Consider the following 26,668-nt stretch of genomic DNA (forward strand, 5'->3'; position numbering starts at 1 on the left):
TTTAATTAAACGGCTACAACCTATATCAACCCGCTTAATATCGTCGGATGCTTCTTATTTTTAAACTTCACCGGGCCAAGAGGGGTGGGGATTGATACCAGCCGCGCCGGCTTTAACCATCTGTTCACCATAAGGTTCGATGCTGTTTTTCTCAGGCACCACTCCGCACGACGTTTTCGATCGCAGTTTGCTGCGCACTACAGGAGAAATGGCTTTGACGGTTGCCGACATCAACAGGCTGGAACAGGCCGCACGCGTTTCGATGAGCGGGTTTCAGGATATCGAAGCATCCGCAATGCGGTCGCCCCGTGATTCCCTGCCGATTCCCGGCCTCGCCGCAATCGGGCTAGCTGCAGTGGTCGTCCTGGCCGCCGCGTTCCAGTTGGTCTGATGCATTCGCGCAGAAGCAGGCCCCTCGGGCCTGAACCAAGGGTGTGCAGTGGTTTTGCGATAACAATTTTAAGCAAAGCGTCGGACGCAAAGCGGCCGGCGGCTCGTGCTTGCCTGATGTCGGCCTGTTCTCCATGGTCGCGCGGGCCTGTATCGCCGGAACTTTGGCGGATGTGGCCCGTTCTATGGCGGGAGGACCGTCGCCATGGAACATATCGCTGCCGTGCTGCTGGTCATCGGCTGTTCGAACACGATGACCGAGTGCCGCGAACTGCCCGTATCGGTGAGCGTTTTCGAAACCGCTCAGGAGTGCACCGCGGCGCGTCCGTTTGCCATGGGCGATGTGCAGGGTCAGGCTCCGCGCATCATTGCCAAATGCCTTTCCGTCGATCCGGCACTTGAGGATGACTACGACCGGATCGTCTGGAACGTACGCCCGGACGGCACCCTCGACGCTTCCGTGGAGATTTCCGACCTCGAGCTTGCCTCGAGCGGCGCGCGCCCCGAAAAAGATTCTCTTAGCCAACAATGAAATCGAGCAGGGCAAAACACTTTTTCGCGTGATAAATGACGGGCGGAGCTACAAGTGAGGACAAAGGCGAGGAGTGACCCTATGCGGAAGATGATTATTGCCATGGTTGCCGCAATCGCGGTCAGCGGTTGCAGCACCACCGAACAGGATGTCGGCGTCGGCGCCGGTGTCGGCGCTCTGGCCGGCGGCCTGATTGACGGCGGCAAGGGTGCGCTGGTGGGCGCAGCCATCGGTGCCGGTACCGGCCTGCTGGTGCGCAACCTGCGCAATGGCTATTGCCAGTACCGCGACAACCGTGGACGTCTGTTTACGGCGCGCTGCTGATCCGTTTCAAACGCAAGAGGCATTGGAAGCGGAGACCGGACGAGCCGGTCTCTGTTTACTTGGACGCTGTATTTTGGGACGCTGTATTTGGCACGCTGTATTTGGCACGCTGTATTTGGGGCGCTGCATTTGGGCGCCTTTGAAATCGGTCGGTTTGCGGCAGTGTTTCAGTCCGACAGCGGGATCCTGATTTCCACGCTTAGCCCGCTATCGTGAAAATCGCGATTGATCGTACCGCGCAATTCGCGCGTCACGTTCAGATCGATCAGCTTGGTGCCAAAACCTGTTTTGACCGGTGGTTCGAGCTTCTTCTTGCCGGCTTCGCGCCAATTGAGAACCAACGTTCGGTCGCTCCTGTGGCCTTCGACCGACCAGTCGACTTTGAGCGACCAGTCGCCGTTCCTGGTAATGGCCGAATTGCCGGTTTCGCCATATTTTAGCGCGTTCGTCGCCAGTTCGTGAAAGGTCAGGCCGAGCGCTTGCGTCGTCGTCTCGTCGAGCAACACCTCTGGCCCCGACAATATCCCGTCAGGAAGCTCCTTGCCGAACACCTGGCCAAGCTCGATGCGCAAGAGATCGCCAAGATCGGCCTTCTGCCAGCGCGAGCGCGTCAGCATGTCCTGAGAAGCCGCCATCGCTTGCAGCCGGGCCGAAAAAGAAGACGAGAACTCGTGGACGTCGGTGGCATGCGATGCCGTCTGGCGCGCGATCGCCAGCACCCGCGTGATCGAGTTCTTGATGCGGTGCTTCATCTCCTGCAGCATCAGGTCTTTTTCGAGCAGGCTCTTTTCCGTCGTCTCATGAAGCAGCGAGACCGCGTCATAGGCCCGCTCCTGATAGCGGGCCACCAGCGCGATGGTGCCCGCGAGCAGCAGCCCGAACAGGCCGAGCATCACCGGAATGGCGCGCGAGGACGGTTGCGAGAAGGCGCTTGTCGGCCTGAACAGGACGGTCCATGGACGTCCGGCGATGGTGAGTTCGCGAGAAACCAGCAACCTGTCTCCGAAGCCCGACGCCGGCGGCGTTTCCGACTGGAACAAAAGATGGTCGGCATCCACCTTGCCGTCATAGATTTCGATGTTGACCGGCAGCAGCGGCGTCCGGCTGAGCGCGGTCTGGAACAGGTCGCGGGCGCGGAACGCCGCACAAAGCAAGCCTGTTGTCGAGGATCTGGACGCATCGATGCCGTCCGCCGCGGTTTCGATGTTGAGCCGCACGAAGACCAGGAAGCCGGTGAAGGTCTGCGCAGCACCTGTTTCCTGGCCTAGCTGCACGCGCCCGCTCGCGTGCTGCTGGTTGTCGGCCATCGCCCTTTCGATCGCCTCGCGCCGCACCGGTTCGGTGAACATGTCGTAGCCGATGCCGGATTGATTGGAAGGGTCCAGCGGCTCGAACAGCGTGATGGGCGCACGCCATGGCAGCGTCGTCGTGGCCGGATAGATCGCATCGCTGACGCCATAGTCGTGCAGGATAGCACGCTCGACCGCTGCCTCGTCGCCGGCTCTCACCAGCCGGAGAAAGCCGATGCCGCGCAGGCCGGCGAAATTGTCGTTGATACCCAGCGCATCGAAGAACGCCTTGAACTCGCCCCGCGAAATGTCACCATTGCGAGCCTCGAACAGCGCATGTGTCGATCGCAGCAGTGACAGATGCAGGTCGATGCGGCTATCGATCCGGTTGAGGGCGTCGTCCGCCGTCGCCTCGAATTTGATGCGCGCCGCTTCCTGGGTGGCGAAATAGGCGAATCCCGCCATTGTCAGGCTGATCAGCGCGACGGCAATGAACGCGACGATCGGGAAGAACTTCTTCAAATTGCTGCTGCGACCCATGGTTTCCCATCTTATGGGCAAGTCCCCGTGGCAACACAATGGCGCGGCCAAACCATCATGACGGCTGGCATATCACATGACAGGTATTTGACGCTTCAGGCGGCGATCTTCAGCGCGCCTGGTCCCGGAATGGCGCCGGGCGGGCACTTGCCCAGAATGATCATGCCGAGCACCTCGTCCTGAGTCACGTCGCCGGTGCGCGCCGTTCCAACGACCCGGCCATTCTTTATGACGCAGACGCGGTCGGCAAGCTCGAACACATCGTGGATGTCATGGCTGATCAGGAAGATGCCGATGCCGTCGGCCTTGAGCTGCATGACCAGTTCGCCGACCTGCGCCGTTTCCTGCGGTCCCAGTGCCGCCGTCGGCTCATCCATGATCAGGATGCGGGCGTTGAACAGGATGGCGCGCGCGATCGCCACCGACTGCCGCTGGCCGCCCGAAAGCTTGACCACCGGCTCCTTGAAACGCTGGAAGCGGGGATTGAGCCTGCCCATCACCTTGCGCGCCTCGGCCTCCATGGCGCCATCGTCGAGCGTGCCCCAGCCGGTCATCAGCTCGCGGCCGAGGAACAGGTTGGCGGCGGCGTCGACATTGTCGGCGAGCGCCAGCGTCTGGTAGATCGTCTCGATGCCGTATTTCTTGGCGTCGCGCGGATTGGCGATCGAAGCCTCCTCGCCATTGACGAAGATTTGGCCCGAATCGCGCTTGTAGGCGCCGGACAGGATCTTGATCAGGGTCGACTTTCCCGCACCGTTGTGGCCGAGCAGCGCCACGACCTCGCCCGGGAAAAGGTCGATCGACGCATCGTCGACGGCGCGAATGCCGCCGAAGGCAATCGAGATGTTGCGCATGTCGATCAGTGGCGTGGGAGCAGTCGTGTCAGCCATGATCGTTCCTTTCCATGGTTTTGCCGAGCATGATGCTGGACCGAAACGGATGTCCACTTTTCGCTGATTCGGACCTTCGGCTCGGGATCATGCTCAGACCCGCTTGCGGTAGACGGTGTCGAGCCAGACGGCGACGACCAGCACGGCGCCGACGACGACGCTCTGAAGCGGCGAATCGATGCCGAGCAACACCATGCCGGACTGCAGCGACTGCATCAGAAGCGCGCCCAGCATGGCGCCGAGCACCGTGCCGGAGCCGCCGGCCAGCGACGTGCCGCCGATGACGGCTGCTGCGATGACCAAGAGTTCGTCCAGCGTGCCCAGCGCATTGGTCGCCGCATTGAGGCGGGCCGAAGCAATTGCCGCGCTGATCGCGGCCAGAACGCCCATGATCATGAACACTTTCATGGTCACCCAGCGCGTGTTGATGCCGGCGAGTTCCGCCGCTTCCGGGTTGCCGCCGATGGCAAAGACGTAGCGGCCGAAACGGGTGCGCCGGGTGATGAAGGTCATGACGATGCCGACTGCGACCGCGATCAGCACCGGTATGGCGATGCCATGGGCGAGGAACAGCCCGCCTTCGGGGATGGTGATGCCGTTCCGCTGGGCGTATTGGCGAACGATGCCGATCGGCCAGGGGTAGGAATTGGCGATCCAGACGGCGCCGAGGATGGCGGCGCAGGCGACAACACCAAGCAGGCTCTCCGCCCAGACCGGGCGCAACGGAAACTTGAAGCGCTTGCGCTGCGACCGGCCGTTGAGCAGCATCAAGGCGACGGCCACACAGGCGAGAATGCCGACGATCCAGCTCGCGGTCGCCCCGATCGAGCCACGCGGCCCGCCACCCATCAGCTGGAACGTGGCATCGAGCGGCGCGACGGTGCGCCCGCTCGTCATCAGCCACGCCATGCCGCGCCAGATCAGCAGGCCGCCCAGCGTCACGATGAAGGCCGGAACCTCGAGATAGGCGATGATGAAGCCCTGAAGCGCGCCGATCATGAGGCCGAGCGCCACGCCGGCAGCCAGTGCGATGACCCATATCCAGGGATTTCCAAGCTGGAATCCCATGACGCGGATGAGGAATTCTGCCTGCGCAACGCCCATCACCATGCCGATGACGCCTTCGACGGAGCCGACCGAAAGATCGATGTTGCGCATCACGATGACCAGCACCATGCCGGTCGCCATGATCGCGACCGAGGAAGTCTGCACCGACAGGTTCCAGAGATTGCGCGGCGTGAGGAACAGCCCGCCCGACAGGATGTGGATTCCAACCCAGATGATCAGCAGCGCGCCGACCATGCCGAGCATGCGTATGTCGAGCTCGGTCGCCTTGAGGAAGCGGCCGAAGGGGCTGAGCTCGGATTCACGCGCCCGATCAGCAACCGGCGTGTTGGAAGTCGTGTCGGTCATGATGTCCTCCCACCGTTGCCGTCTGCCGCGGATGCCGGAAGCAGCTTAGAAATTACCCGCGAGACGCGGAAAAACAACTCTTTTGAAAAAAACGCCGCGGCGTGAAGCCGCGGCGTTTCAGGTTTTTTTGGCGAAGGCGGATCAGTTGCAGACCGGGACGGTGCCCGCCGCCACGCCGGCGCAGACCTCTTCCTGCTTGATCCAGCCGGCGTCGATGACGACGTTGAGATTGTCCTTGGTGATGGCAACCGGCGTCAGGAACAGCGACTTGACGACATTGCCGCCCGGCGTGGTGAAATCCTTGACGCCGGCAATGTCTGTCATCGGCTTGCCGTCGGCCAGCTGCGAGGCGATCTCGGCGGCGTTCTTGCCGAGCTCGCGCGCGTCTTTCCACACCGATACGGTCTGTGTGCCGAGCGCGATACGGTTCAGCGCGGCATGGTCGCCGTCCTGGCCCGAAACCGGGACGGATCCGGCCAGGCCTTGCGCCGTCAGCGCCGCGACGACGCCACCGGCGGTGCCGTCATTGGCGGCAACCACCGCATCGACCTTGTTGTCGTTGGCGGTCAGGAACTGTTCCATGTTCTTCTGGGCGTTGGCGGGAAGCCAGCCGTCCGTATAAGCCTCGCCGACATTCTTGATCTTGCCGCTGTCGATGGCATCCTTGAGCACTTCCATGGAACCGGCGAACAGGAAATCGGCATTAGGGTCGGCGCCCGAGCCCTTGATGAAGACGTAATTGCCTTCCGGCGCCACCTTGAACACTTCGCGGGCCTGCATGCGGCCGACTTCCTGGTTGTCGAAGGTCAGATAGAAGACGTCCTTGTTCTCGATCAGCCGGTCATAGCCGACGACCGGAATGCCTTCGTCCAGCGCCTTCTGCACCGCCGGACCGATGGCCGAGGCATCCTGCGCAAGGATGATCAGCGCGTTGGCGCCCTGCGAGATCAGGCTTTCGACGTCGGTCAGCTGCTTGCCTGGATTGGACTGTGCGTCAGCGGAGATATATTTGTCGCCGTCGGCCTCGATCGCCGCCTTCATGGCGGCTTCGTCGGTCTTCCAACGCTCTTCCTGGAAGTTCGACCACGAAACGCCAATGACCTTGTCCTTGGCCTGCGCGGCCGACGCGAGCGTCAGCGACATGGCGACCCCCGCCAGAATGGCGGCTGCGAATCTCTTCATGATATTCCTCCCTGCGCCGCGTAGGGCGCGACCAACTGGCCCGAAGGCCGGCACAAAGGCTCTATTTTTTCGAGCCTCGAAAAAATACTGGTCCAACGCGGAAGCACTGTCAACACCAATTCTGATGGATTTTGACGTCCTGTCGGGCTTTTTTTCGAGGCTCGGAATAAATAATGACAGCCCCTTCTGCTTCTGCCAGTATTTGTCCGGCATACCGACGGCTTCCGATTCATGAGCGGCCGCGGCAATGAGGAGGAAAAAAAATGTCGGTGGGAATCCGTCATGACGATCTGCGCCGGCGCAACCGGGCGATGGTGATTTCGGCCGTGCGCCGGGCAGGCCAGCCGTCGCGGACCGAGATCGCCGCGACCACCGGCCTCAGCCATTCGACCATATCGGCGATCTCTGCCGACCTGATCCAGGAAGGCATCCTGGCCGAGAGCAAGGCGAGCGAGACGGTTTCGTTGAAACGCGGCCGGCCGCAGGTCGGCCTCAGCCTCAATCCGCAAGCCGCTGCGGTGTTGGCCGTCGTGTTGTCGCTGAATTTCCTGTCGGTCGCCGTCATCAATTATGCCGGGCAAGTGGTCGCCGAGGAACAGCGCCGGCTGGACACGCTGACCATGTCGCGTGACGCGCTGATCGACGAATGTGTCGCCATCGTCCGGCGCCGGCTCGAAGATCCCGACCTCGATGTCCAAAGCGTCGCCCGCATCGCGCTGGCGATCCAGGGCATCACCGATTCCCACGCGCGCGCCATGTTGTGGTCGCCGATCACGCCGCAGACGAACATCGCCTTCGCCGACATTCTGGAACGCGAGTTCGGCATCCCTGCCATCATGGAGAACGACTGCAACATGATGGCCGTGGCGCTGCGCTGGCGCCACCCGGATCGCTACCGCGACGATTTCATCGCCATCCTGCTCTCGCACGGCATCGGTATGGGGCTGGTGCTGAAGGGCGAGCTGTTCACCGGCACCCACTCCTCAGGCGGCGAATTCGGCCACATGATCCATCGGCCGGGCGGCGCGCTTTGCCGCTGCGGGCGGCGCGGCTGCGTCGAGGCTTATGCCGGCAACTACGCCATCTGGCGCAACGCAAGGCTGTTGAGCGAGAACGCCGAGCCGGTCGCCGATGTCAGCGACGCCGACATGCGGGCCTTGGCGGCCCGGGCGCGCGAGATGGACGGACCGGAGCGCGAAGCCTACCGCAAGGCCGGCGAGGCGCTCGGCTTCGGGCTCGGCAGCCTGTTTGCGCTGATCGATCCGGCGCCGGTGGCCATGGTCGGCGCCAGCGCTGCCGCCTTCGACCTGATCGAGCCGGCCCTGCGCGAGGCCATCGCCCAGACCGCCGGCGGCCAGCATTCGGGTTCGATTTCCTTCGACACCGAGCCGAACGAGCTGCCGCTGATCCGCGAAGGTTGCGCCATGCGGGCGCTAAGCTTCGTCGACCAGGAGATTTTCGCGCCGAGCATCCAGGCACGAGCCGGCTCGGTCGGAAAGAACGTGGCTTGAAGGATTCCCGGGTCGCGACTTGGGGTGTGTTGAGATTCAGGTCAGGCCGAGTCGAGAATGGTGGGTTCCGAGAACCGGAGCGGAGCGTACTTTTGGGTACGTGAGCCCGCGCATGACCCCGAAATCGAGATCGATTTCGGAAAGGTCGTGCGCAAAATCAAAGTTCTACAGCGTCCTTTGCGTGCCCAACAGGGCGCGCGGCGCTGTAGGTAAGCGCAGGAAGCCGCCGTTCGCAGGCCGGCATCACCTGAATATCAGCACATCCCTAGCTAGTCTTCCCTGATCGCATAGCCGGCGCCGCGGATGGTGCGGATGACATCGGGCATGCGACCATTGTTGACCGCCTTGCGCAACCGGCCGACATGGACGTCCACCGTGCGCTCGTCGATGTAGATCGTCTCGCCCCAGACATTGTCGAGCAACTGACTGCGCGAGAAGACCCGGCCCGGGTGGCGCATCATGAATTCGAGCAGCCGGAATTCGGTCGGCCCGAGCCGGATCTCGCTCTTCTTGCGATAGACCCGGTGCGATTCACGATCGAGCATGATGTCGCCGACCTTGAGCACGCTGGACAGCACTTCCGGCTTGGCGCGGCGCAGCAGCGCCTTGACCCTGGCCATGAATTCCGGTGTCGAGAACGGCTTGACCAGATAGTCGTCGGCTCCGGTCGAAAGGCCGCGCACCCGGTCGCTCTCCTCGCCGCGCGCGGTCAGCATGATGATCGGCAGCCGCTCGGTTTCGGGGCGCACCCGAAGGCGCCGGCAAAGCTCGATGCCGGAAACCGCCGGCACCATCCAGTCGAGCACCAAAAGATCGGGCACGTTTTCCTGCAGCCGGATTTCGGCCTCGTCGCCGCGCGTCACCACCTCGACCTGATAGCCTTCGGATTCAAGATTGTAACGGAGGAGGACGCCCAGCGGCTCTTCATCCTCCACCACCATGATGCGCGGCGCGATCATCGGCCGGTCACTCCTGTCATGTCGCCGGCGCCGACATCGTCGTTTCGTCGAGCTTCGGGCGATCCGCCGGCAATTGCTGCCCGGTCACGACAAAGTAGGCGTTTTCGGCGATGTTGGTGACGTGATCGCCGATACGCTCGAGATTCTTGGCGCAGAACAGAAGGTGCGTGCAGGCGGTGATGTTGCGCGGATCCTCCATCATGTAGGTCAGGAGCTCGCGAAAAACCGCCGTGTATTTCACGTCGATCTTCTGGTCGTCGGCGCGCAGTTCCTTCAACGCGCCGGCATCGCGCGACACATAGTGCTCGACCACGCCGCGCAGCTGCACAAGAACGAGGTCCGCCATCGCGTCGATACCGTGCGACAGATTACGCGGCGTCGCGCTCTGCCCGACTGCGCTGACCCGCTTGGCTATGTTCTTGGCCAGATCGCCGATGCGCTCGAGATCGCCCGCCATGCGGATTGCGCCAACCACGGCGCGCAGATCCTGCGCCATCGGCTGCCGCTTGGCGATCAGCGTGATGGCGCTGTCATCGAGTTCGCGCTGCCGCGCATCCATGATGGCGTCGTCCGAGACGACGCGCTGCGCCATCGCATTGTCCGACGCAAGCAACGCGCGGATCGAGGCCGCGACCATTGCGGCGGCGAGCTCGTCCATGTCGCGGATCAGCCGGTCGATGTGCTCCAGTTCCTCGTCGAAAGATGCGACGGTGTGTTCACCCATGGTGCTGTCCTCGTGTTCGAAATTCGCCGGACCGCTCAGCCGAACCGGCCGGTGATGTAGTCCTGGGTGCGCTTGTCGTCGGGGTTGGTGAACATCTTGTCGGTCGCGCCCTCCTCGACCAGATAGCCGAGATGGAACATCGCCGTGCGTTGCGACACGCGCGCCGCCTGCTGCATCGAATGGGTGACGATGACGATCGTATAGTTCTGGCGCAGTTCGTCGATCAGTTCCTCGACGCGGGCGGTGGCGATCGGATCGAGCGCCGAACAGGGCTCGTCCATCAGGATCACTTCCGGCGACACCGCGATGGCGCGCGCGATGCACAGGCGCTGCTGCTGTCCGCCGGACAGTCCGGTACCCGACTCGAGCAGGCGATCCTTGACCTCGTTGAACAGGCCGGCCTTCTTCAGGCTCGATTCGACGATGCCGTCCAACTCGGCCTTGCTCCTGGCCAGGCCGTGGATGCGCGGACCGTAGGCGACGTTTTCGTAGATCGACTTCGGAAACGGATTCGGCTTCTGGAATACCATGCCGACGCGAGCTCGCAGCTCGACGACATCGATTTTCGGATCGTAGACGTCCTCGCCGTCGAGCGTGATCTTGCCGCTCACCCGCGCGATATCGATGGTGTCGTTCATTCGGTTCAGGCAACGCAGGAACGTCGACTTGCCGCAGCCCGATGGCCCGATCAACGCTGTCACCTGATGCTCGCGGACATCGAGATCGACGTCGAACAGAGCTCGCTTCTCGCCGTAGTGAACAGAGACCTTTTCGCCCTTCATCTTGATCGAAGGGGCGTTGGTTGCGCTGCTCAGTTTCTGCTCGACGCCGGCTTCCGTCATGATGTTCATATCCTCTACTCCTTACCAGCGCCGCTCGAAGCGCCTGCGCAGTATCACCGCGATGGCGTTCATGATGACCAAAAACACCAGCAAAATCAAAATCGCCGCCGAAGTCTTCTGCTGGAACCCCGCTTCCGGGAAATCCGCCCACATGAAAATCTGCACCGGCAGGATCGTCGCGGGATCGGTGAAGCCGCCGGGAATGTCGACGATGAAGGCGACCATGCCGATCATCAGCAACGGCGCGGTTTCGCCGAGCGCATGCGCCATTCCGAGGATGGTGCCGGTCATGATGCCCGGAATCGCCAGTGGCAGGACGTGATGGAATACGGTCTGGACCTTGGACGCTCCGATGCCAAGCGCCGCCTCGCGGATCGAAGGCGGCACGGCGCGCAGCGAAGCGCGCGAGGCGATAATGATGATCGGCAGGGTCATCAGCGCCAGCACCATGCCGCCGACCACCGGGGCTGAGCGCGGCATGCCGAAGAAATTCAGGAATACGGCAAGTCCAAGCAGGCCGAAGACGATCGAAGGCACCGCCGCCAGATTGTTGATATTCACTTCGATCATCGTCGTCAGCCGGTTCTTGGGCGCAAATTCCTCAAGATAGATCGCCGCTGAAACGCCGATCGGGAAGGCGATTGCGAGGGTTACGATCATGGTCAGGAACGATCCGACGACCGCGCCCCAGACACCAGCCAATTCCGGCTCGCGGCTTGCGCCGGTGAAGAAGAAGATCGAGTTGAACCGGCTTTCGATCAGGCCGGCGCTCTTCAGCGTGTCGAGCCAGACGATCACCTTGTCCGAAATCTTTCGCGATGCTTCCGGCGTCTCGATGACGCGCAGGAATGCCTGGCCGCTCGCGGCGGGCGCCGTGCTGTCCAGCGCCTCGATCACCGTGCCTTTTGCGATCACCGTGCCGTTGGCCGCAGACGACAGCGAGGTCAGCTTGACCGTGCCGCCATTGAACGCGACCAGCAGCGACGACGCGCCGCTCGTCAGCGTAAACATGCCGTTTTCGCCCTCGGTCGCACCATGGCCGCGCGCCAGCGCCAGCATGGCATCGTCGCCGAAGGTCAGATCGATGTCGCCGCTGGTTTCCGAAGGCGTGACGCTTGTCGAAATCGCTTCGTCCGAACCGACGTCGGCAAGCAAACCCTTGAGATAGAGGTCGGCAAAATCGTCAACTGGAACCGCATAGTCCACCGTTCCTCCGAGCATCCCCGGATCAGCCGCAATATCCTTGCGCAGGAACACGCCTGTGCCGGTGGAAATCAGCCCGCGCAGCAGGCGCTTGTCCTGGCGGCTCTTCACATCCGGAAATTTTGCCGTAAGCGCTTCCTGAGCGATGGCGTCGTAGTTCACTTCGTCGAGTTTCGCCGGGTCGACCTTGGCCGCTGAAAGATCGATCGGCAGCGTCACATAGTTCTGCCGCAGCGCCGGAATCGCCTGCGTGACGATCGTCGACAGGAGCAGCACAAGGAACAAGCCGGCCAACGCGACAGCTGCGGCGCCGAGCCATTTGAACCATTTTTCCGTGCGGTAGCGGCCCTTCAGCCGCGCCTTCGCGGCATCGTCGGTATGAACGCTGACCGGCCGTCCGACGGCGCCGAATGACGAGATCGCATCAGTCATATTGCTCTCGGTATTTCTGGACGACGCGCAAAGCGACGATGTTGAGGGTAAGCGTGATGCAGAACAGCACCAGGCCGAGTGCGAAGGCTGCAAGCGTCTTGGCGCTGTCGAACTCCTGGTCGCCCACAAGCAGTGTCACGATCTGCACGGTCACGGTGGTGACCGCTTCGAGCGGATTTGCCGTGAGGTTTGCCGCCAGCCCCGCCGCCATGACTACGATCATCGTTTCGCCGATTGCGCGGCTGACGGCAAGCAGCATTGCCGAAACGATGCCCGGAAGGGCAGCGGGAAGGACCACCTTGCGGATGGTTTCCGACTTGGTCGCGCCGAGGCCCGCGGAACCGTCTCTCAGGGATTGCGGAACGGCGTTGATCACATCGTCGGAAAGCGAGGAAACGAAGGGAATGATCATGATACCCATGACCACGCCTGCGGCGAGCGCGGATTCAGACGCGACGTTGAGGCCCAGGCTTTCGCCGATACCGCGGAAGTAGGGCGCAACCGTCAGCGCGGCGAAGAAGCCGTAGACGACGGTCGGAATGCCGGCGAGGATTTCCAGAACCGGCTTTGCGACCGCGCGGACGCTTTTGGAGGCGTAATCCGAAAGGTAGATCGCAGCCATCAGCCCGATAGGCGCAGCCACCAGCATGGCGATGAAGGTGATGAGCAACGTGCCGGCAAAGAGCGGCACCATGCCAAAAATGTCCTCGTTGACCGCCCCGGCCTCCGCTCCCGCGCCGGTGAAGGCGCTCTGCGGCGACCAATGCGTGCCGAACAGGAACTTGTAGAACGGCACCTGTTGGAAGAACCGCAGCGACTCGAAGATCAGCGACAGGACGATGCCGATCGTCGTCAGGATCGCGACCACCGAACAGGCGATCAAGAATGCGCGAAGAACGCGCTCGACCACGTGGCGCGCCCGGTAGGCCTGTGCGATGCGTGAATAGGCCCAGTAAAATCCGGACGCGGAAAGCACGAGCGCGACGGTCCAGATGATCCAGGTGCTGGTCGCATGGACCGATTTGTAGAGCGCGGCGGCCGCCTCTTTCGTTGGATCGGCAAAGCCGACAAGCCCGCCAAAGGCCATCGCGCGAGCGTCGCGGATGAAAGCTTCGACCTGCGGGACGCCCATTCCCGACAACTCGGAGGAGAAGCGGTCGGTAACGATCGACGATTCAATTCCTGGCGTCACCAGCGACCACAACACGATCGCAAGCAGCGCGGGACCGGCAGCAAAAAGCGCCAGAAACATGCCATGCTGGCCAGGCAGCGAATGCAGTCGCGCGACGTTGCCATTGACGCTGGCAATGGCGCGGGTCCGGCCGAGCCAATAGGCAGCAGCGGCCAGAACCACCAGAAGAACAACGAGATAACCGACCATGATTCGGGACGTCCCCTCGACCGCCGGTCATTCACCGGCTCAAAGCACGGGACCTATGGTCCCGCGCTTTGTGCTTTAGGATATGAGGGGTCAGAGCGGTACGCTCGGACCCCCGAACATCAGGAGCCCATGCCCTTCAGGGCCTTGGCGTTTTCGGCCGACTTGGCGCGCTCGGCGTCCGGCAGCGGGATCAGGCCCTTGTCGGCCAGATAACCATCAGGACCCCATGCAGCCTCCGAGGTGTACTCGGCGATGAACTCCTGCATGCCGGGGATGACGCCGACATGCTCTTTTTTGGCATAGACAAAGAGCGAGCGGGAAACGCCGTAATCGCCGGATGCGATGTTCTCGAAAGTCGGCTCGACGCCATCGACCTTGTGGCCCTGCAGCTTGTCGGCGTTCTGGTCAAGGAACGAGAAGCCAAAGACGCCGAAGGCATTGGGGTTGGCTTCCAGCTTCTGGACGATCAGATTGTCGTTTTCGCCGGCCTCGACAAAAGCGCCGTCTTCGCGGATCTCGCCGCAGCCCTTTTCATTAGCCGCCTTCACTTCTTCCTGGCAGGCCGCATCCATGACGAGCTCGACGAATGCATCGCGCGTGCCGGAAGTCGGCGGCGGGCCAAGCACCTCGATCTTTGTCGCGGGAAGCGATGCATCGACATCCGACCAGTTCTTGTAGGGGTTGGGGACGACCTTGCCGTCAACAGCGACGTTCTTGGCGAGCGCCTTGAAAACCTGTTCCTTGGTCAGATCGACGACAGTCCCTGCCTTCGAGTTGGCCAGTACGATGCCGTCGAAGCCCACCTTGATCTCGACCGGCGTCACGCCGTTTGCCTTGCAGGTTTTAAGCTCGCTATCCTTGATGGCGCGCGAGGCATTGGTGAAGTCGGCGGTATTTTCGCCGACGCCCTGGCAAAACAGCTTCATGCCGCCGCCGGTGCCAGTCGACTCGACAACCGGGGTCTTGATCTTTCCGCTCTGGCCGAGCTTTTCAGCGACAGCCGTCGTGAAGGGGAACACTGTGGACGAACCAACGATTTGAATCTGGTCGCGCGCGGCGGCATAACCAGCCGACGCGGCGAGCGCAAGCGCCGCGGCCGACGCCGTAAGGAGGAATTTCTTCATGTGGCCTGCTCCTGTTCGGAAAAATGGTCTCTCGGCGCCATTCCTTCGGCGCCCGCTGAGGCCATAGCCCCCGATTATTACAGTCACATGACAGTTTGATGTCAGCCCGGTAACCGCCGCACAGCCCTGTCAAAAGGAAGGGCCGCGGGTCTCGCCGGTACAGCCGTGGTTTGCCGCTGGAATCAGCAGCTTGCGCGAATTGCGGCCGGCATTTGCCTGGACGGGCGAACAATTGGCGCCGAAAAAGAAAATCCGGGCGGGAGCGCGTTGCATGCGGCCAAGGAGGTCATGGCCGTGCCATCGCCGAAGCAGGTCCGTTGGGGTAAATCTGACCCTGCTTCTTGCCGGCGGTCGCTGCTCCCGCCCGTAACTGGAGGAGCGGAACTCGAATGCGCTTATTGTTCCAACCGGACGCATGCTTTGGTATGGTGCGATCGCACCATAGTCTTGTCGCAACGCGTCGCCGAATCGGCTGGACCCGACAGGCTGACGTGGCTATCCCGCGCGTGGATTTCCCGTCCGCGGACCTTTTCGAGCAAGACGCCGCCTGGGGCTAATGGGCTTAGGGCTGATGGGCTTGGGTAGGCAATCGTCCATGCCCGCCCCCAATCGCGCCAAAGTCGCGCCAGGGACGCTGCGGCACTTTGATTTTTGCGCATGATCCCCAGCGAAATCGATTCCGATTCTCCGGGTCATGCGCTAGCCTTGCCCGCAGTGTATTCCGACGGTTGTCGGTAGAACCGAAGCCGCGTTATAGATCCCGCAAGGATGTTGCTGATGTTGCGACGGATCCTGCCTTTTTTCGTGTGCCCGATGCTGCTGCTAGGGAGCGGCTGCTCGCGCAGCTACGACGGCACCGTCGTCATTCCAAGGCCGCTCGATGTCCGGCGGTTCTGGGACCGGCCGCAGCAGCAGGCGCAAGCCGAACAGCCGCAGTTGCTGCAGACCGATGTCTTTCCTGCGGCGCCCGAAACGCCGGAAACAGCGGCGGCCCGCAAAATCGACTCCTCCGTGGCGCCGAGAACGAAAATCGCCAGGATTGCCAAACAACCACCGACGCCGTCATCCGAGCCGGCGAAACCGCTCACCTGCAGGAACGTCAGCCAACCCGGAAAACGGGTCCGCATGGTCTGCGAATAGCCAGCCGGCATTCAAGCGCTAGCAGCTAAAAAGATGCGCCGCCTTGAAAACGTTGCTGCGCAGCTGCCGCAGCGGTTCGGTCAGACGCGCAGGCCGAGAGCATGAGCCGACCTGGTGGGTTTCGGGCTGCCTGATCGGCGTTACCGCCAGCCGCGTTGAACCTTATCCGGCCTTCGACGTTAAACAGCCATTGCAGCGCCGCGCGTCGCTTTGGACGCACAACACACGCTGTAGCGTTTTGATTTGGCGCATGGTCCTTTCCGAACCGAAGGCAGCGGAGCGGAGATCGATCCCGATCCCTGGGCGCTGGATGGTCAAAGGAGACCGAACACATGTCGATCCACTTCACTGTCTCGGACGTGACCAGAAATCTGTTTCACTTGCCCGGAAATCTGCTTCACTCGCCCAGAAGTCTGTTTCACTCGCTGAGAATGGACCATGAGCGCGCGCCGAGACCTCTCAGTCCTGAGCAAAGTCTTTTGCTGGAATGCTATCTGGCCGGTCAGATTCCGGAATCGGCCTGGAGCGACTACGTCTTCGAGACGCCGGAATTGGCACGCCATGTCAATGCGAGACGCGGGCAACACTGATATCTGGTGAACCGGTCCGATCTCTCAAGGTGACGCCAACAACGCTTGGCTGAATCGGCGGCCCGATCAGCGTGCCGTTGCGCTTGAAGCTGAGGGTGCCCCGACAATAGCCCTCGAGACAAAAAGGCCGGCACATGGCCGACCTTTCCTTCCACCTCGACCGCGCCAGTACATCCGTGGTCACGGGTTGGAGGTGAATTGCCGACCAGTAGATAGGGATTTGGTTAACGAATCCTTAACCGGCGGGAACTGCTCGTCGACGTGTCGTGGCCAATCTGCGTTGCGTCTTCGTGATCAGTGCAGAAAGTCGTCTTTAAATGCGGCACATATTATTAATCGTTGTACGCCAACGTGTTAGCGTATGAGGCATATCGAAGATGCATGTCGCGCAAAAGCATGCCCTCGGGCCTGACCCGAGGCTGCGCAGCGTTTTTGCGATAACGACATGCATAAAAACAAGAACTTAAGCGCGTCGCATTGGATCCGTTCAGCCGCAACGCGCTTTAGCCTATTCTGGAAGTCGACTTATGGCCGTGCTTGGCGCTCTCCCTCCTGGCGTTCGCTGTCGACCAATTCGCGAAGCAGATTGGGAAGGAGTGGTCGACTGCCTGTGCCGGGGGTTTCCGAAGCGTGACCGGAGTTACTGGATACAGGCGCTGACCCGTTTGTCGCAGCGGCCTCCCGTCGCCGAGTTCCCACAATACGGCTTGGCCTTGGAGAAGGCCGATCGGATCGTCGGCGTTGTGCTGACCCTTTATACCCGTTATCCCGGGCAGGAAGGCGACGAAGTCCGCTGCAACCTTTCAAGCTGGTCCGTCGACGCAGAATTCCGTCCCTATGGCGCCAAATTGGTCACGACGATTCTCAAGCGAAGGGACGTGACCTACACCAATATTTCGCCGGCGCCCGCAACGTTGAAAGCCAACTGGGCGCTCGGCTTTCGGCCCTTCACCACCGGACAATTTGCCTTCTTGCCGGCTTTTAGTTTGGCGCAGCGGTCATGTCGCGTGCTTGAAGCTCGTCCCGATCTTGCGGAAATGGCGATGCTGTCCGACAGCGAGAGATACATACTCTCGGAACACTCAGCACTTGGCTGCCGGTCATTGATTTGCATTTGCGACGGAGCAGCGTTTCCTTTCGTATTGATGCCGCGCCGGATATTGCGCGGTCTTATCCCATCCTATCAGATCGTCTATTGCCGCTCTCTCGCGGATTTGAGCCGGTGCGCCGGTGCCATCGGGCGCTTTCTTTTGCGAAGCGGCATCCTGCTTTGCGTCGTCGACGCCAGGGAGCCGATTGGAGGTCTGTTCGGGTGGTACCGCGCCAACAGCGGGCTGAAATATTTTAGGGGTCCCAGACCACCCTCGCTTGGAGATCTGTCGTTCACCGAGCTTGTAATGTTCGGTCCCTGAACGACAAGCGCAGCATCAGTCATGCCGCACCGATTTGCGGCTGAAATGGCAAAAGCGAACCCCGCCTCTCGGGGCGAGGGTTCCTTTTTGAAAACGACGATCTGCTACTGAACAGGGGCTGTCTGAGCTGGCGGGGTTGCGGGTGCCGGCGTCGTCGTGTCGGCTGGAGGTGGCGGCAACTGGCCAGCGGTCGTCGCCTGCGTTCCTCCCGATTGAGTTTGGTCACACGCCGCCAGGGCAGCAAGCGCCAGGCCGAACGCGGCGAATAAGGGTAGTTTGCGGGTCATATATAGTCCTTCCATGGACGCCACCCGCGCTGGCCCCATCATCGGGATCGATGCCCGCAGGTCAACCGTCGCTCCTTCGTCGACGCTTCAAACATTCTTACGTCCGGTAAAAGGCGGCGGGCCCTCGGGCTCGGTTTAGATCGGCCTGGGCAAGCAAAACCGTGAGAGCGAAAGCCTCACGCGCCTGCCTGCGACTTCACATAGGCGATATAGCCGCGCACGTCGGCGGCCGGCTCGGCATAGGCCTTGCCGAGCTTCTTTTCGATCGCCGCCATATACTCCTTCGCCCATTGCGGCAGCGCGTAGTCGATGGCGGCCAGGAATTCGAGCGTCGCCGCCAGGCGGATGTCGGCGATCGACGGGTACTTGCCGCCGATGAACGGCTTGCCGTTCCTGAAGAAGCTGTGAAAGACCTCCAGCGGCTCGGCTATCGCTGCTATAGCGGCCTTCTGGGCTTCCGCCTTCTTGTCGGGATGAGCGTCGCTGTGGCCGACCTCGCCGGCATATTGCGGGAAATTCAGCGCAGGATAGGTGGCGCGCGCCACATAGGGGTAGAGCGTGCCGATCAGATAGAACATGGCGCTGTCGATCATCGCCCGCTTGGCCGGCGCCTTGGGATATAATTTCTCCAGCCCGTGCTTGTTGGCGAGATACTGCATGATGGCGCAGCTTTCCCACAACACGCCCCTGGGCAGGCCCTTGTCCTCGATCATCGGCGTCAGATGGGCCGGGTTTCGCGCCATATACTCGGGCGAGCGCGTGTGGCCCCATACGTCGGTCTCGGAATGGTCGAGCCCGGCCGCGCGCGCAAACACCCGTACGCTCATATTGTTGACGCTCGGCTTCAGCATGCTGAGCGTCAGCGCAGGCTTCTTTCCTGATTTCGCCTTGGTCTTCCGCGCGGATTTCGCGGACGCCTTACCTGCAGCTTTTGCGGCGGCTTTCGCTGCCAGCTCGGCGGAAGCGCCTGACGCCTTGGCCGCAGGCGTTGTCGCCTTGGCCGCAGGCTTTGTCGCCTTGGCAGCTGGTTTCGTAGCGGCCTTGGCGGCCGGCTTCTTCGCACTTTTCGTGGTCGTCTTTGCCATTGTGTTCCTCCCTTTTTTGGCCTGTCGTCAGTATGGATTTTTCGGCGCGCGGTCTTCCGATAAGGTCGCACGGGAGCGCTCGACCAGCGCCTGGATCGCGTCGGCGAGATGCACTTCGGCGATTGCGTAGTCGCCGCGCGCGACGCGAAGCTTGTGCGCCTGCATCAGCACGTCGGCATGGTTGAAGCCCGCCGGCGGCTCGAAACGGTAGGAAGCGAGCTCGATCAGCAGGCCGAGCGGATCCTCGAAATAGATCGAATCCATAAAACCGCGATCCTTGACGCCGCTGTGCTTGATGGCGCGCTCGTCGAGCCGGGCGACCGCCTGCAGGAAGGTGACCCGCGACACCGCAAACGCGATGTGATGGACGCAGCCCGGATCGGTCGGCGTGCGCCGTTTGACCGGCGTGCGGCTCTCGTCGGTGAAGATGGTGATCAGCCGGCCGTCGCCCGGATCGAAATAGAGGTGGCTTTCGCTGGCCTTGTCGAGGTTGGGCTGCTCGAAGATGAAAGGCATGCCAAGCACGCCTTCCCAGAAATCGATCGAGGTCTGGCGCCCGGCGCCGACCAGCGTGATGTGATGGACGCCTTGCGATTGCAGCTTCTGCATTGGCCGTCTCCCTGGCAGCCGGATGTCGTCGTCGTGTTCACCTCGCCCCGGTGCCGCTCGCAGTTGTGCTGCTTGTGCCTGGCACGAGGATTATCAGGAGATGCTAAATCAACCGGCGACGATGCGCCAGAAGCCAGGCCATAGGGACACTTGCATTGGAAGTCCCTGGGTAGCGCAAACGGTAGCTAAGCGCTGCGAGCCTTTCGGCCGCCCTCAAGCTCGATGATTCTTTGAGCCGCCTTCGCGATAAAGCCGGACCGGGTATAACCGGGCGCCTCGGCAAAGGCGTCAATTTGGCTTGGAACATCTTCAGCGAGCGTGATGTTGACGCGGACAGCTTTCTTGGCCTCGGTCTTCACCGCAACCAAGATTGCGACGCGGTCTCGATTATCGGCGTCGGCCATGACATCTTCCAAGCTGGAGGGTTCTGGAATGGCTTCGCCATCTTCCACAAGCCCTTCGATGTGAAGGGCAAGGGCCTCCTCAGCCATAGCACTAACGTCGTCCAGATCGGTGCCGGCGGTGACAACGCCGGGAAAATCAGGAAAGGCCACACCGAAGTCGCTGCCGGTATCCTTATGGATCAATCCGATATACTGCTTCATTGTATCTACCTCAGCTTTAGACCGGATTGACGTTCGATGCTCCGCAGGGTCCCAAAGGAATATCCCTTTTGGGAACCGTGACTCTACCGGCTTTCTTCTTGTGTTTGAATTGTGCATGGCTTGCGTCCAGCGCCTCCAGACCCTCAGGTCCGCCAACATTCGCGGCCGTACATGGTCGCTTATCGACAAACATTCGATGTACAGACCGCAAGCGAGCTAAGCGTTGAAATCCTTGGTACGCCCAAGGGGAATCGAACCCCTGTTCCCGCCGTGAGAGGGCGGTGTCCTGACCGCTAGACGATGGGCGCGTTCAAGAACCGGCGATATAGGCTGACGGCCGGGAAAAAGCAACTGGGCTTCTGGCAGTCAATGATGTCGGGGAAATATCCGTTGCAGACCTATCGTTTTGGCTCGATCAAGTCCCAGAGATTTCCATGGAGATCGGCGAAAACCGCCACAGTGCCATAGGGCTCAACGCGGGGCGCCTCACGGAATTCAACGCCCTTTGCGAGCATTGCCGCGTGGTCGCGGACAAAATCATCGGTCTCAAGGAACAGAAAGACGCGGCCGCCGGTCTGGTTGCCGATGCGGCTTGCTTGCATATCGTCCGACGCTTCGGCCAGCAGCAGCTGCGCGCCTTGTCCGTTCGCCGGCGCCACCGTGACCCAGCGCTTGCCGCCGCCGAGATCGACGTCCTCGGTGAGCAAAAAGCCGAGCTTGTCGACATACCAGGCGATCGCCTCATCGTAATTGGCGACGACAAGCGCGACGCTGGCGACGCGGCGATTTTCGGCGAAACCAGTCATTTCCTGCGGATCGAAAAGCGACCGATGATGCGGCGCTCGGTAATGTCGTAGACAAAAATGGCGCGGCTGCCGTCGGCAAGCTCCGCATCGATGGAGACGCGGTTGCCGGAAAGCGACTGGCTGATGACCTTGGCGCCGACCGGCAGCACGATGTCGCCGGTCAGCGGCTCGCCTGCCGGCACCCGGATGTCGCCGGCAAGGGATGGGGCTGCCGGTGGCGCGCTGCGCGTTTTGTAGACAAGGGCTGCAATCACCACCATAAGGGCGAGGAACAGCAGGCCGAGATTGATGGCGACGAAGCGGACGAGCTTCTTGCGCACCTTTTCGACTTCGGGGTCGAGCGGCTTTTGCTCGTCTTCATCGGCAGCAGCCATGGCAAACCATTCCGGAACGATTTTCGATGAGCGCTCATAACGAAGAGACCCCGATATTGATAGAGGATGGATTAATGGAGGGCGGATCGCCAGACGGGGGATCAGTCGTACTGGAAGCAGGCTCCGATGCGGCCGGCCAGCGGCTCGACCAATGGCTGGCGGGCAAGCTCGGCCCGGACATGTCGCGCAGCCGGGTGCAGATGCTGATCCGGCAGGGCGCCGTCAAGGTCGGCGGCCAGCCCGTCATCGAGACCAAACGCAAGATGGCGGCCGGTGAACGCGTATCGGTCGACATGCCGGAGCCGGAGCCGGCGCAGCCGCAAGGCGAGAACATCCCGCTCGACGTCCTCTATGAAGACAATGAATTGATCGTCATCGACAAGCCGCCGGGGCTTGTCGTCCATCCCGGCGCCGGCAACTGGACCGGCACGCTGGTCAACGCGCTGATCCACCATTGCGGCGACAGTCTTTCCGGCATCGGCGGTGTGCGGCGGCCGGGCATCGTCCACCGCCTGGACAAGGAGACCAGCGGCGTCATGGTCGTGGCCAAGACCGACCGCGCTCACAAATCATTGTCGGAGGCGTTTGCCGACCATGGCCTGACCGGCGATCTCAAACGCGCCTATCTGGCGCTGGTCTGGGGCATTCCGATGAGACCGACAGGCACGGTCGACGAGCCGCTTGGCCGCGCCGCCGACCGCGTGCGCCGTGCCGTGGTGCCACAGGGCCGCGACGATGCCCGCCACGCCGTCACCCATTTCACGGTGGTCGAGCGCTTTGGCGAGCAGCAAAAGGAGTTTGCCACGGCGAGCCTGGTCGAATGCCGGCTCGAGACCGGCCGCACCCATCAGATCCGCGTCCACATGGCTCATATCGGCCATCCGGTCGTCGGCGATCCGGATTACGGCCAGGCCTTTCGCACCAAGGCGAACCGGCTGCCCGAGCCGCTGAAAGGCCAGGTGAAGGCCTTTCCGCGACAGGCATTGCATGCCCGCCTCCTTGAATTTCGGCATCCGACTACCCATTTATCGATGAGGTTCGAGGCGCCGCCACCGAGCGACATGGAGGAACTCGTGGACGGCTTCCGCAGACTCTGAACCAGCTTCATCCATTCAAAACCAGATCGGCAAAAACCTGACCCGCGTTGTTCACTTTGGCGTGACACACTGTTTCGTGTTGAACCAAATGCTGTCCTTTCTGGTTTTGTTCCTGTATACATCCGCTGTCGCGAACGAGCCTTTTGGCGTTCGTGACATATGCCCGCCGCGTTAGGGGGCACCACTCCAAGAGAGAGGGGCGCTATCATGGCCCAGTCACTACCCAGTATCGTTTCCGGCGAAGGCGGCCTCAGCCGCTACCTGGAAGAAATCCGTCGCTTTCCGATGCTTCAGCCGCAGGAAGAGTACATGCTCGCCAAGCGTTACGCTGAGCATGAGGACACCACGGCTGCGCACAAGCTCGTCACCAGCCACCTTCGGCTCGTCGCCAAGATCGCCATGGGCTATCGCGGCTACGGCCTGCCGATCGGCGAAGTGATCTCGGAAGGCAATGTCGGCCTGATGCAGGCCGTCAAGAAATTCGAACCGGAGCGCGGCTTTCGGCTCGCCACCTACGCCATGTGGTGGATCAAGGCCTCGATCCAGGAATACATCCTGCGCTCGTGGAGCCTGGTCAAGATGGGCACCACCGCCAACCAGAAGCGCCTGTTCTTCAACCTGCGCAAGGTGAAGGGCAAGATCCAGGCGCTCGACGACGGCGACTTGAAGCCCGAGCAGATCGCCGAGATCGCCACCCGCCTCAACGTGTCGGAAGCGGAAGTGGTGTCGATGAACCGCCGCCTGTCGGGCGACGCCTCGCTCAACGCGCCGATCCGGGCAAGCGAAGGCGAGTCCGGTGAGTGGCAGGACTGGCTGGTCGATGACCACGAAAGTCAGGAAGAGGCGCTGATCGAGCAGGACGAGCTGGAAAACCGGCGCGGCATGCTGTCCGGCGCTCTTGCCGTGCTCAACGAGCGCGAGCGGCGCATCTTCGAGGCGCGCCGGCTGGCCGAGGAGCCGCTGACGCTGGAAGAGCTGTCGGCCGAGTTCGACATCAGCCGCGAGCGCGTGCGCCAGATCGAGGTGCGCGCCTTCGAGAAGGTGCAGGACGCGGTCAAGGCAGCAGCCAAGCGCCAGATGCAGGCGCTGCGCACCATCGAGGCGCAGCCGGCGGCGTAAAACCTCCGGCGGAAAAACAATAGCGGCGGCGTCAGGTAAACTGGCGCCGCCTTTTTATGGTCCACCGACTGCGGGGGAACTGTCCCTTGGTGTCGTATTCCAGCTAGGGTTGCCGGTTCCGCCGCGCCTTCGCGAACGCCCGATCCGTCGCCATAAACCGCTCAATCATCGGTGTGATGGCCGGCTCATAGCGGTATTATAGCAATTTTCCCCAAGCCCTGGAAACCGCAACGCTGCAAATTGTGGCGGCAATGTTCCGGCGCCGACACGGGCTTCCGTCGCGAAATTTCACGAGGCGGCGCTTTGCGGCAAGCTGGCGCGACAATGGGCCGTCGGGGCTGCGCTGGGCAGTTGAGCACGCCTGTTTGGAAACCAAAGGCAGTATGACGATGACGATTTCTCCGTTTCTCACCGCTCTCGGATCCGAAGGTCCCCCAGCCGACCGAGCGAAAGACATGAATCTGTATGGATGGCTAATTGGAAGCTGGGAAATGGACACGGTCCACTATCGCGATGACGGCACAATCCAGAAATGGGATGGAGAATGCCATTTTGGCTGGGTGCTCGAAGGCCGCGCGATTCAGGACGTCTGGATCAGGCCCAAGCGCCCTGCGCCATCCACGATGTATGGCACGACTTTGCGCATCTTCGATCCCGGGTTCGATGGCTGGCACATCATATGGAACGACCCGCTCAACCGAGATCACTCGCGCCAGATTGGGCGGGCCGAGGGTAAGGACATTGTCCAACTCGGCACTGACTCGCGCGGTCTGAAAACTCGATGGCGTTTCACCGAGATCACTGCCAACAGCTTCCATTGGATCGGCGAGGAAAGATCTTCCGAGAGCGACCGTTGGCAAATCACGTATGAACATTTAGTCCGCCGAACAAAACCCTGAAGCTAGACTGGCTGGCCTCTGCACTGCCCCTCATCCGGCTGCCGCCACCTTGTCCCCGTATAGTGTAGTGACGGGGAGAAGAGGCAATGAGGGGCGGCGCTGGCTTCCGGAATGCGAAGTTCAGTCTGCCAACGACCCCTCAAAGGCAATCGAGCGGAAATTTCAAATAGCGGCGGCCATTGGATTCCGGTTCCGGCAAGCGCCCGCCATTCATGTTGACCTGCAGCGCGTGCAGTATCAGCCTCGGCATCGGCAGCGTCCTGTCGCGCGCCTCGCGCAACGCTACGAAATCGGCCTCCGTCCTGCAGGCGGCAACATGGGTGTTCCCAAGTTTTTGTTCCGCGACCGTGCTCTCCCACAAGGGCTCGCGCCCCTCCGCCTGGTAGTCATGACCGACGAACAGACGTGTCTCGTCCGGCAGCGCGAGGATATTTTGGATCGAGCGCCAGAGTTGGGCGGCACTGCCGCCGGGAAAGTCCGCTCTCGCCGTGCCGCTGTCCGGCATGAACAGCGTATCGTGGATGAAAGCGGCGTCGCCGATCACATAGGTGATCGAGGCCAGAGTGTGGCCCGGCGAAAAAAGCACCTTTGCCGGGATGCCGCCGACCGAAAAGGTCTCGCCGTCGGCAAACAGCCTGTTCCACTGGGATCCGTCGGCAGGAAACCCCGGCCAGTTGTAGATTGCCTTCCACAGTTTCTGGACGTCGACGATCTTCTCGCCGATCGCCGTGGGCGCTCCTGTCTTCGTGCTGAGATAGTGTGCCGCCGAGAAATGGTCGGCATGCGGGTGGGTGTCGAGGATCCATTCGACAACCAGCCGTTGATCTCTAATGAAGTCGAGCAGGACGTCGGCATTTTTCGTGGCAGTGCTGCCGGATTTCTCGTCGAAATCCAGGACCGGATCGATGATTGCGCATCGCCGCGTCTGCGGGTCGGCAACGACATACTGGATGGACCCGCTCGGCTTGTCGTAAAAGCCTGCCACCTGCAGCTTGGCCGATGATGCGTCCAATCCCGGCTCCCTCAACTCCCACCCGGCAGGAATGGTTTTCCCTGCCGGGGTAAAAGAAGAGCATGGTCATTCGCCAGCGCCGCGCCGTCAAGCACCGCATGCTTCGCCGAGGCAAAAAAGCCGAAAATCCTTCCGTGCCGCCTTCTCAGGCGGAGGGCTGCTTGGTCTTGCGGAGATACGGCAGGATCGTCTCGAAGGCGCCGAAACGCTTGACCGCATCCTCGTTGGAAACGGCGGCGGTGATGATGACGTCCTCGCCCTGCTTCCAGTTCGCCGGCGTCGCCACCTGGTGCTTGGCGGTCAACTGTATGGAATCGATCGCACGCAGGATCTCATCGAAGTTACGGCCGGTCGTCATCGGATAGGTGAGAACCAGCTTGATCTTCTTGTCGGGGCCGATGACATAAACTGAACGCACCGTGGCGTTGTCGGCGGGCGTGCGGCCTTCCGAGGTTTCGCCGGCGCCCGCCGGCAGCATCTCGTAGAGCTTGGCGACCTTGAGGTTTTTGTCGCCGATCAACGGGTAGTTCACCGATTGGCCGGTCGCCTTCTTGATATCTTCCTGCCATTTGCCATGGCTCTCGACCGGATCGACGGAAATGCCGATGATCTTGACGTTGCGCTTCTTGAACTCGCCTTCCAGCCCGGCCATCGTGCCGAGCTCGGTCGTGCAGACCGGCGTGAAATTCTTCGGATGGCTGAAAAGCACCGCCCAGCCGTCACCGATCCATTCGTGGAAGTTGATCGTCCCTTGCGTGGTTTCGGCCGTGAAATCCGGCGCGGTGTCGTTGATACGAAGGCTCATGATGCGTCCCTACCCTGTGATTGCAGCCGGCATGGACCACCCACCGGCCCTGCTTCCGCCTTTTTACCACTGCGGCGTCATCCTTCATACGC

28 protein-coding genes, 1 tRNA gene and 1 pseudogene are annotated in these 26,668 nt (G+C 61.7%); 10 read left to right on the forward strand and 20 right to left on the reverse strand.

What is annotated here, in order from left to right; all coding sequences use genetic code 11:
- Positions 1–208: 208 nt before the first annotated feature.
- The 3 genes from AC0L2M_RS19790 (at position 209) to AC0L2M_RS19800 (ending at position 1,246) form a co-directional block, all read left to right on the forward strand.
- Entirely contained in the window at positions 209–391 is a 183-nt protein-coding gene (locus AC0L2M_RS19790; RefSeq protein ID WP_031254098.1) for a hypothetical protein, read from the forward strand.
- Positions 392–595: 204 nt separating this feature from the next.
- Positions 596–922, forward strand: a complete 327-nt coding sequence (locus tag AC0L2M_RS19795) for a hypothetical protein (protein ID WP_023797104.1) — start codon at positions 596–598, stop codon at positions 920–922.
- An 81-nt stretch (positions 923–1,003) separates the two neighbouring features.
- Complete coding sequence (locus AC0L2M_RS19800) at positions 1,004–1,246, forward strand: YMGG-like glycine zipper-containing protein (protein ID WP_027153471.1); 243 nt, start codon at positions 1,004–1,006, stop codon at positions 1,244–1,246.
- Positions 1,247–1,413: 167 nt separating this feature from the next.
- Here the strand turns inward: AC0L2M_RS19800 and AC0L2M_RS19805 are convergent, their stop codons facing one another.
- The 4 genes from AC0L2M_RS19805 to xylF form a co-directional block, all read right to left on the reverse strand.
- On the reverse strand, positions 1,414–3,057 hold the full coding sequence (locus AC0L2M_RS19805; protein WP_473535773.1) for a CHASE domain-containing protein: 1,644 nt from the start codon (positions 3,055–3,057) through the stop codon (positions 1,414–1,416).
- A 113-nt stretch (positions 3,058–3,170) separates the two neighbouring features.
- Positions 3,171–3,965: an ATP-binding cassette domain-containing protein gene (locus AC0L2M_RS19810; protein ID WP_473535680.1), complete on the reverse strand. Its 795-nt coding sequence runs from the start codon at positions 3,963–3,965 to the stop codon at positions 3,171–3,173.
- A gap of 93 nt (positions 3,966–4,058) precedes the next feature.
- The gene (locus AC0L2M_RS19815) at positions 4,059–5,378 is read right to left on the reverse strand and encodes a sugar ABC transporter permease (protein ID WP_473535681.1); all 1,320 of its coding nucleotides are present in this window, start codon (positions 5,376–5,378) and stop codon (positions 4,059–4,061) included.
- 141 nt (positions 5,379–5,519) lie between these two features.
- A complete protein-coding gene (xylF, locus tag AC0L2M_RS19820) occupies positions 5,520–6,560 on the reverse strand; it encodes a D-xylose ABC transporter substrate-binding protein (RefSeq protein WP_473535682.1) in 1,041 nt (346 codons plus the stop codon).
- A 263-nt stretch (positions 6,561–6,823) separates the two neighbouring features.
- On the opposite strand from xylF, the gene AC0L2M_RS19825 reads away from it, so the two are divergent.
- Positions 6,824–8,071: an ROK family protein gene (locus tag AC0L2M_RS19825; protein ID WP_473535683.1), complete on the forward strand. Its 1,248-nt coding sequence runs from the start codon at positions 6,824–6,826 to the stop codon at positions 8,069–8,071.
- A gap of 269 nt (positions 8,072–8,340) precedes the next feature.
- On the opposite strand, the gene phoB is transcribed toward AC0L2M_RS19825, so the two are convergent.
- The 6 genes from phoB to AC0L2M_RS19855 form a co-directional block, all read right to left on the reverse strand.
- A complete protein-coding gene (phoB, locus tag AC0L2M_RS19830) occupies positions 8,341–9,030 on the reverse strand; it encodes a phosphate regulon transcriptional regulator PhoB (RefSeq protein WP_031254097.1) in 690 nt (229 codons plus the stop codon).
- A 16-nt stretch (positions 9,031–9,046) separates the two neighbouring features.
- Entirely contained in the window at positions 9,047–9,754 is a 708-nt protein-coding gene (gene phoU, locus AC0L2M_RS19835) for a phosphate signaling complex protein PhoU (protein WP_023797095.1), read from the reverse strand.
- A gap of 35 nt (positions 9,755–9,789) precedes the next feature.
- Positions 9,790–10,605, reverse strand: a complete 816-nt coding sequence (pstB, locus tag AC0L2M_RS19840) for a phosphate ABC transporter ATP-binding protein PstB (protein WP_023797094.1) — start codon at positions 10,603–10,605, stop codon at positions 9,790–9,792.
- Between the two features lie 12 nt (positions 10,606–10,617).
- The gene (gene pstA, locus AC0L2M_RS19845) at positions 10,618–12,231 is read right to left on the reverse strand and encodes a phosphate ABC transporter permease PstA (protein ID WP_473535684.1); all 1,614 of its coding nucleotides are present in this window, start codon (positions 12,229–12,231) and stop codon (positions 10,618–10,620) included.
- Positions 12,224–13,612: a phosphate ABC transporter permease subunit PstC gene (pstC, locus tag AC0L2M_RS19850; protein ID WP_023797092.1), complete on the reverse strand. Its 1,389-nt coding sequence runs from the start codon at positions 13,610–13,612 to the stop codon at positions 12,224–12,226. Before pstC ends, pstA begins: the two co-directional genes overlap by 8 nt.
- 119 nt (positions 13,613–13,731) lie before the next feature.
- Positions 13,732–14,736, reverse strand: a complete 1,005-nt coding sequence (locus AC0L2M_RS19855) for a PstS family phosphate ABC transporter substrate-binding protein (RefSeq protein ID WP_023797091.1) — start codon at positions 14,734–14,736, stop codon at positions 13,732–13,734.
- A gap of 777 nt (positions 14,737–15,513) precedes the next feature.
- On the opposite strand from AC0L2M_RS19855, the gene AC0L2M_RS19860 reads away from it, so the two are divergent.
- The 3 genes from AC0L2M_RS19860 to AC0L2M_RS19870 all read left to right on the forward strand — a co-directional run bounded on the left by AC0L2M_RS19860 (position 15,514) and on the right by AC0L2M_RS19870 (position 17,878).
- Complete coding sequence (locus AC0L2M_RS19860; RefSeq protein ID WP_473535685.1) at positions 15,514–15,876, forward strand: hypothetical protein; 363 nt, start codon at positions 15,514–15,516, stop codon at positions 15,874–15,876.
- Positions 15,877–16,208: 332 nt separating this feature from the next.
- Positions 16,209–16,466 (forward strand): hypothetical protein, encoded by a 258-nt coding sequence (locus AC0L2M_RS19865; protein WP_473535686.1) that lies wholly within the window; start codon positions 16,209–16,211, stop codon positions 16,464–16,466.
- Positions 16,467–16,993: 527 nt separating this feature from the next.
- The gene (locus AC0L2M_RS19870; RefSeq protein ID WP_473535687.1) at positions 16,994–17,878 is read left to right on the forward strand and encodes a hypothetical protein; all 885 of its coding nucleotides are present in this window, start codon (positions 16,994–16,996) and stop codon (positions 17,876–17,878) included.
- Between the two features lie 463 nt (positions 17,879–18,341).
- On the opposite strand, the gene AC0L2M_RS19875 is transcribed toward AC0L2M_RS19870, so the two are convergent.
- From AC0L2M_RS19875 to AC0L2M_RS19905, 7 genes and pseudogenes are all read right to left on the reverse strand, one after another.
- The gene (locus tag AC0L2M_RS19875) at positions 18,342–19,250 is read right to left on the reverse strand and encodes a glutathione S-transferase family protein (protein ID WP_473535688.1); all 909 of its coding nucleotides are present in this window, start codon (positions 19,248–19,250) and stop codon (positions 18,342–18,344) included.
- A 27-nt stretch (positions 19,251–19,277) separates the two neighbouring features.
- Positions 19,278–19,859: a VOC family protein gene (locus tag AC0L2M_RS19880; RefSeq protein WP_473535689.1), complete on the reverse strand. Its 582-nt coding sequence runs from the start codon at positions 19,857–19,859 to the stop codon at positions 19,278–19,280.
- A gap of 185 nt (positions 19,860–20,044) precedes the next feature.
- Positions 20,045–20,464 carry a type II toxin-antitoxin system HicB family antitoxin gene (locus AC0L2M_RS19885; protein ID WP_473535690.1) on the reverse strand — a complete coding sequence of 140 codons (420 nt, stop codon included), beginning with the start codon at positions 20,462–20,464 and terminating at the stop codon, positions 20,045–20,047.
- 5 nt (positions 20,465–20,469) lie between these two features.
- Positions 20,470–20,603 (reverse strand): annotated as a pseudogene (locus tag AC0L2M_RS19890) (type II toxin-antitoxin system HicA family toxin).
- 94 nt (positions 20,604–20,697) lie between these two features.
- Positions 20,698–20,772, reverse strand: a tRNA-Glu gene (locus AC0L2M_RS19895).
- Positions 20,773–20,862: 90 nt separating this feature from the next.
- Positions 20,863–21,270, reverse strand: a complete 408-nt coding sequence (locus AC0L2M_RS19900) for a VOC family protein (protein WP_473535691.1) — start codon at positions 21,268–21,270, stop codon at positions 20,863–20,865.
- Positions 21,267–21,644, reverse strand: coding sequence for a fimbrial protein (locus tag AC0L2M_RS19905; protein WP_473535692.1), 378 nt, complete (start codon positions 21,642–21,644; stop codon positions 21,267–21,269). The genes AC0L2M_RS19900 and AC0L2M_RS19905 overlap by 4 nt, the downstream gene beginning before the upstream one ends.
- Positions 21,645–21,670: 26 nt before the next feature.
- Here AC0L2M_RS19905 and AC0L2M_RS19910 point away from each other — a divergent pair, with 26 nt between their 5' ends.
- Both AC0L2M_RS19910 and rpoH read left to right on the forward strand, forming a co-directional pair.
- On the forward strand, positions 21,671–22,741 hold the full coding sequence (locus AC0L2M_RS19910; protein ID WP_473535693.1) for an RluA family pseudouridine synthase: 1,071 nt from the start codon (positions 21,671–21,673) through the stop codon (positions 22,739–22,741).
- A gap of 207 nt (positions 22,742–22,948) precedes the next feature.
- Entirely contained in the window at positions 22,949–23,860 is a 912-nt protein-coding gene (gene rpoH / locus AC0L2M_RS19915; protein WP_023797074.1) for an RNA polymerase sigma factor RpoH, read from the forward strand.
- Positions 23,861–23,963: 103 nt separating this feature from the next.
- On the opposite strand, the gene AC0L2M_RS19920 is transcribed toward rpoH, so the two are convergent.
- The gene (locus AC0L2M_RS19920; protein ID WP_473535774.1) at positions 23,964–24,038 is read right to left on the reverse strand and encodes a DUF2274 domain-containing protein; all 75 of its coding nucleotides are present in this window, start codon (positions 24,036–24,038) and stop codon (positions 23,964–23,966) included.
- A gap of 313 nt (positions 24,039–24,351) precedes the next feature.
- On the opposite strand from AC0L2M_RS19920, the gene AC0L2M_RS19925 reads away from it, so the two are divergent.
- Positions 24,352–24,759: a hypothetical protein gene (locus AC0L2M_RS19925; protein WP_473535694.1), complete on the forward strand. Its 408-nt coding sequence runs from the start codon at positions 24,352–24,354 to the stop codon at positions 24,757–24,759.
- Between the two features lie 139 nt (positions 24,760–24,898).
- Here the strand turns inward: AC0L2M_RS19925 and AC0L2M_RS19930 are convergent, their stop codons facing one another.
- The gene (locus AC0L2M_RS19930; RefSeq protein WP_473535695.1) at positions 24,899–25,771 is read right to left on the reverse strand and encodes an MBL fold metallo-hydrolase; all 873 of its coding nucleotides are present in this window, start codon (positions 25,769–25,771) and stop codon (positions 24,899–24,901) included.
- 145 nt (positions 25,772–25,916) lie between these two features.
- The gene (locus AC0L2M_RS19935) at positions 25,917–26,576 is read right to left on the reverse strand and encodes a peroxiredoxin (RefSeq protein WP_473535696.1); all 660 of its coding nucleotides are present in this window, start codon (positions 26,574–26,576) and stop codon (positions 25,917–25,919) included.
- Positions 26,577–26,668: the final 92 nt, after the last annotated feature.

The sequence above is a fragment of the Mesorhizobium sp. WSM4806 genome, from assembly GCF_055811635.1.

What these genes read in the sequence shown, in the direction of transcription:
- AC0L2M_RS19790 (WP_031254098.1), top strand. Translation starts at nt 209, where the DNA reads ATGGCTTTGACGGTTGCCGACATCAACAGGCTGGAACAGGCCGCACGC.
- AC0L2M_RS19795 (WP_023797104.1), top strand. Translation starts at nt 596, where the DNA reads ATGGAACATATCGCTGCCGTGCTGCTGGTCATCGGCTGTTCGAACACG.
- AC0L2M_RS19800 (WP_027153471.1), top strand. Translation starts at nt 1,004, where the DNA reads ATGCGGAAGATGATTATTGCCATGGTTGCCGCAATCGCGGTCAGCGGT.
- AC0L2M_RS19810 (WP_473535680.1), bottom strand. Translation starts at nt 3,965, where the DNA reads ATGGCTGACACGACTGCTCCCACGCCACTGATCGACATGCGCAACATC.
- AC0L2M_RS19815 (WP_473535681.1), bottom strand. Translation starts at nt 5,378, where the DNA reads ATGACCGACACGACTTCCAACACGCCGGTTGCTGATCGGGCGCGTGAA.
- xylF (WP_473535682.1), bottom strand. Translation starts at nt 6,560, where the DNA reads ATGAAGAGATTCGCAGCCGCCATTCTGGCGGGGGTCGCCATGTCGCTG.
- AC0L2M_RS19825 (WP_473535683.1), top strand. Translation starts at nt 6,824, where the DNA reads ATGTCGGTGGGAATCCGTCATGACGATCTGCGCCGGCGCAACCGGGCG.
- phoB (WP_031254097.1), bottom strand. Translation starts at nt 9,030, where the DNA reads ATGATCGCGCCGCGCATCATGGTGGTGGAGGATGAAGAGCCGCTGGGC.
- phoU (WP_023797095.1), bottom strand. Translation starts at nt 9,754, where the DNA reads ATGGGTGAACACACCGTCGCATCTTTCGACGAGGAACTGGAGCACATC.
- pstB (WP_023797094.1), bottom strand. Translation starts at nt 10,605, where the DNA reads ATGAACATCATGACGGAAGCCGGCGTCGAGCAGAAACTGAGCAGCGCA.
- pstA (WP_473535684.1), bottom strand. Translation starts at nt 12,231, where the DNA reads ATGACTGATGCGATCTCGTCATTCGGCGCCGTCGGACGGCCGGTCAGC.
- pstC (WP_023797092.1), bottom strand. Translation starts at nt 13,612, where the DNA reads ATGGTCGGTTATCTCGTTGTTCTTCTGGTGGTTCTGGCCGCTGCTGCC.
- AC0L2M_RS19855 (WP_023797091.1), bottom strand. Translation starts at nt 14,736, where the DNA reads ATGAAGAAATTCCTCCTTACGGCGTCGGCCGCGGCGCTTGCGCTCGCC.
- AC0L2M_RS19860 (WP_473535685.1), top strand. Translation starts at nt 15,514, where the DNA reads ATGTTGCGACGGATCCTGCCTTTTTTCGTGTGCCCGATGCTGCTGCTA.
- AC0L2M_RS19865 (WP_473535686.1), top strand. Translation starts at nt 16,209, where the DNA reads ATGTCGATCCACTTCACTGTCTCGGACGTGACCAGAAATCTGTTTCAC.
- AC0L2M_RS19870 (WP_473535687.1), top strand. Translation starts at nt 16,994, where the DNA reads ATGGCCGTGCTTGGCGCTCTCCCTCCTGGCGTTCGCTGTCGACCAATT.
- AC0L2M_RS19875 (WP_473535688.1), bottom strand. Translation starts at nt 19,250, where the DNA reads ATGGCAAAGACGACCACGAAAAGTGCGAAGAAGCCGGCCGCCAAGGCC.
- AC0L2M_RS19880 (WP_473535689.1), bottom strand. Translation starts at nt 19,859, where the DNA reads ATGCAGAAGCTGCAATCGCAAGGCGTCCATCACATCACGCTGGTCGGC.
- AC0L2M_RS19885 (WP_473535690.1), bottom strand. Translation starts at nt 20,464, where the DNA reads ATGAAGCAGTATATCGGATTGATCCATAAGGATACCGGCAGCGACTTC.
- AC0L2M_RS19900 (WP_473535691.1), bottom strand. Translation starts at nt 21,270, where the DNA reads ATGACTGGTTTCGCCGAAAATCGCCGCGTCGCCAGCGTCGCGCTTGTC.
- AC0L2M_RS19905 (WP_473535692.1), bottom strand. Translation starts at nt 21,644, where the DNA reads ATGGCTGCTGCCGATGAAGACGAGCAAAAGCCGCTCGACCCCGAAGTC.
- AC0L2M_RS19910 (WP_473535693.1), top strand. Translation starts at nt 21,671, where the DNA reads ATGAGCGCTCATAACGAAGAGACCCCGATATTGATAGAGGATGGATTA.
- rpoH (WP_023797074.1), top strand. Translation starts at nt 22,949, where the DNA reads ATGGCCCAGTCACTACCCAGTATCGTTTCCGGCGAAGGCGGCCTCAGC.
- AC0L2M_RS19925 (WP_473535694.1), top strand. Translation starts at nt 24,352, where the DNA reads ATGGACACGGTCCACTATCGCGATGACGGCACAATCCAGAAATGGGAT.
- AC0L2M_RS19935 (WP_473535696.1), bottom strand. Translation starts at nt 26,576, where the DNA reads ATGAGCCTTCGTATCAACGACACCGCGCCGGATTTCACGGCCGAAACC.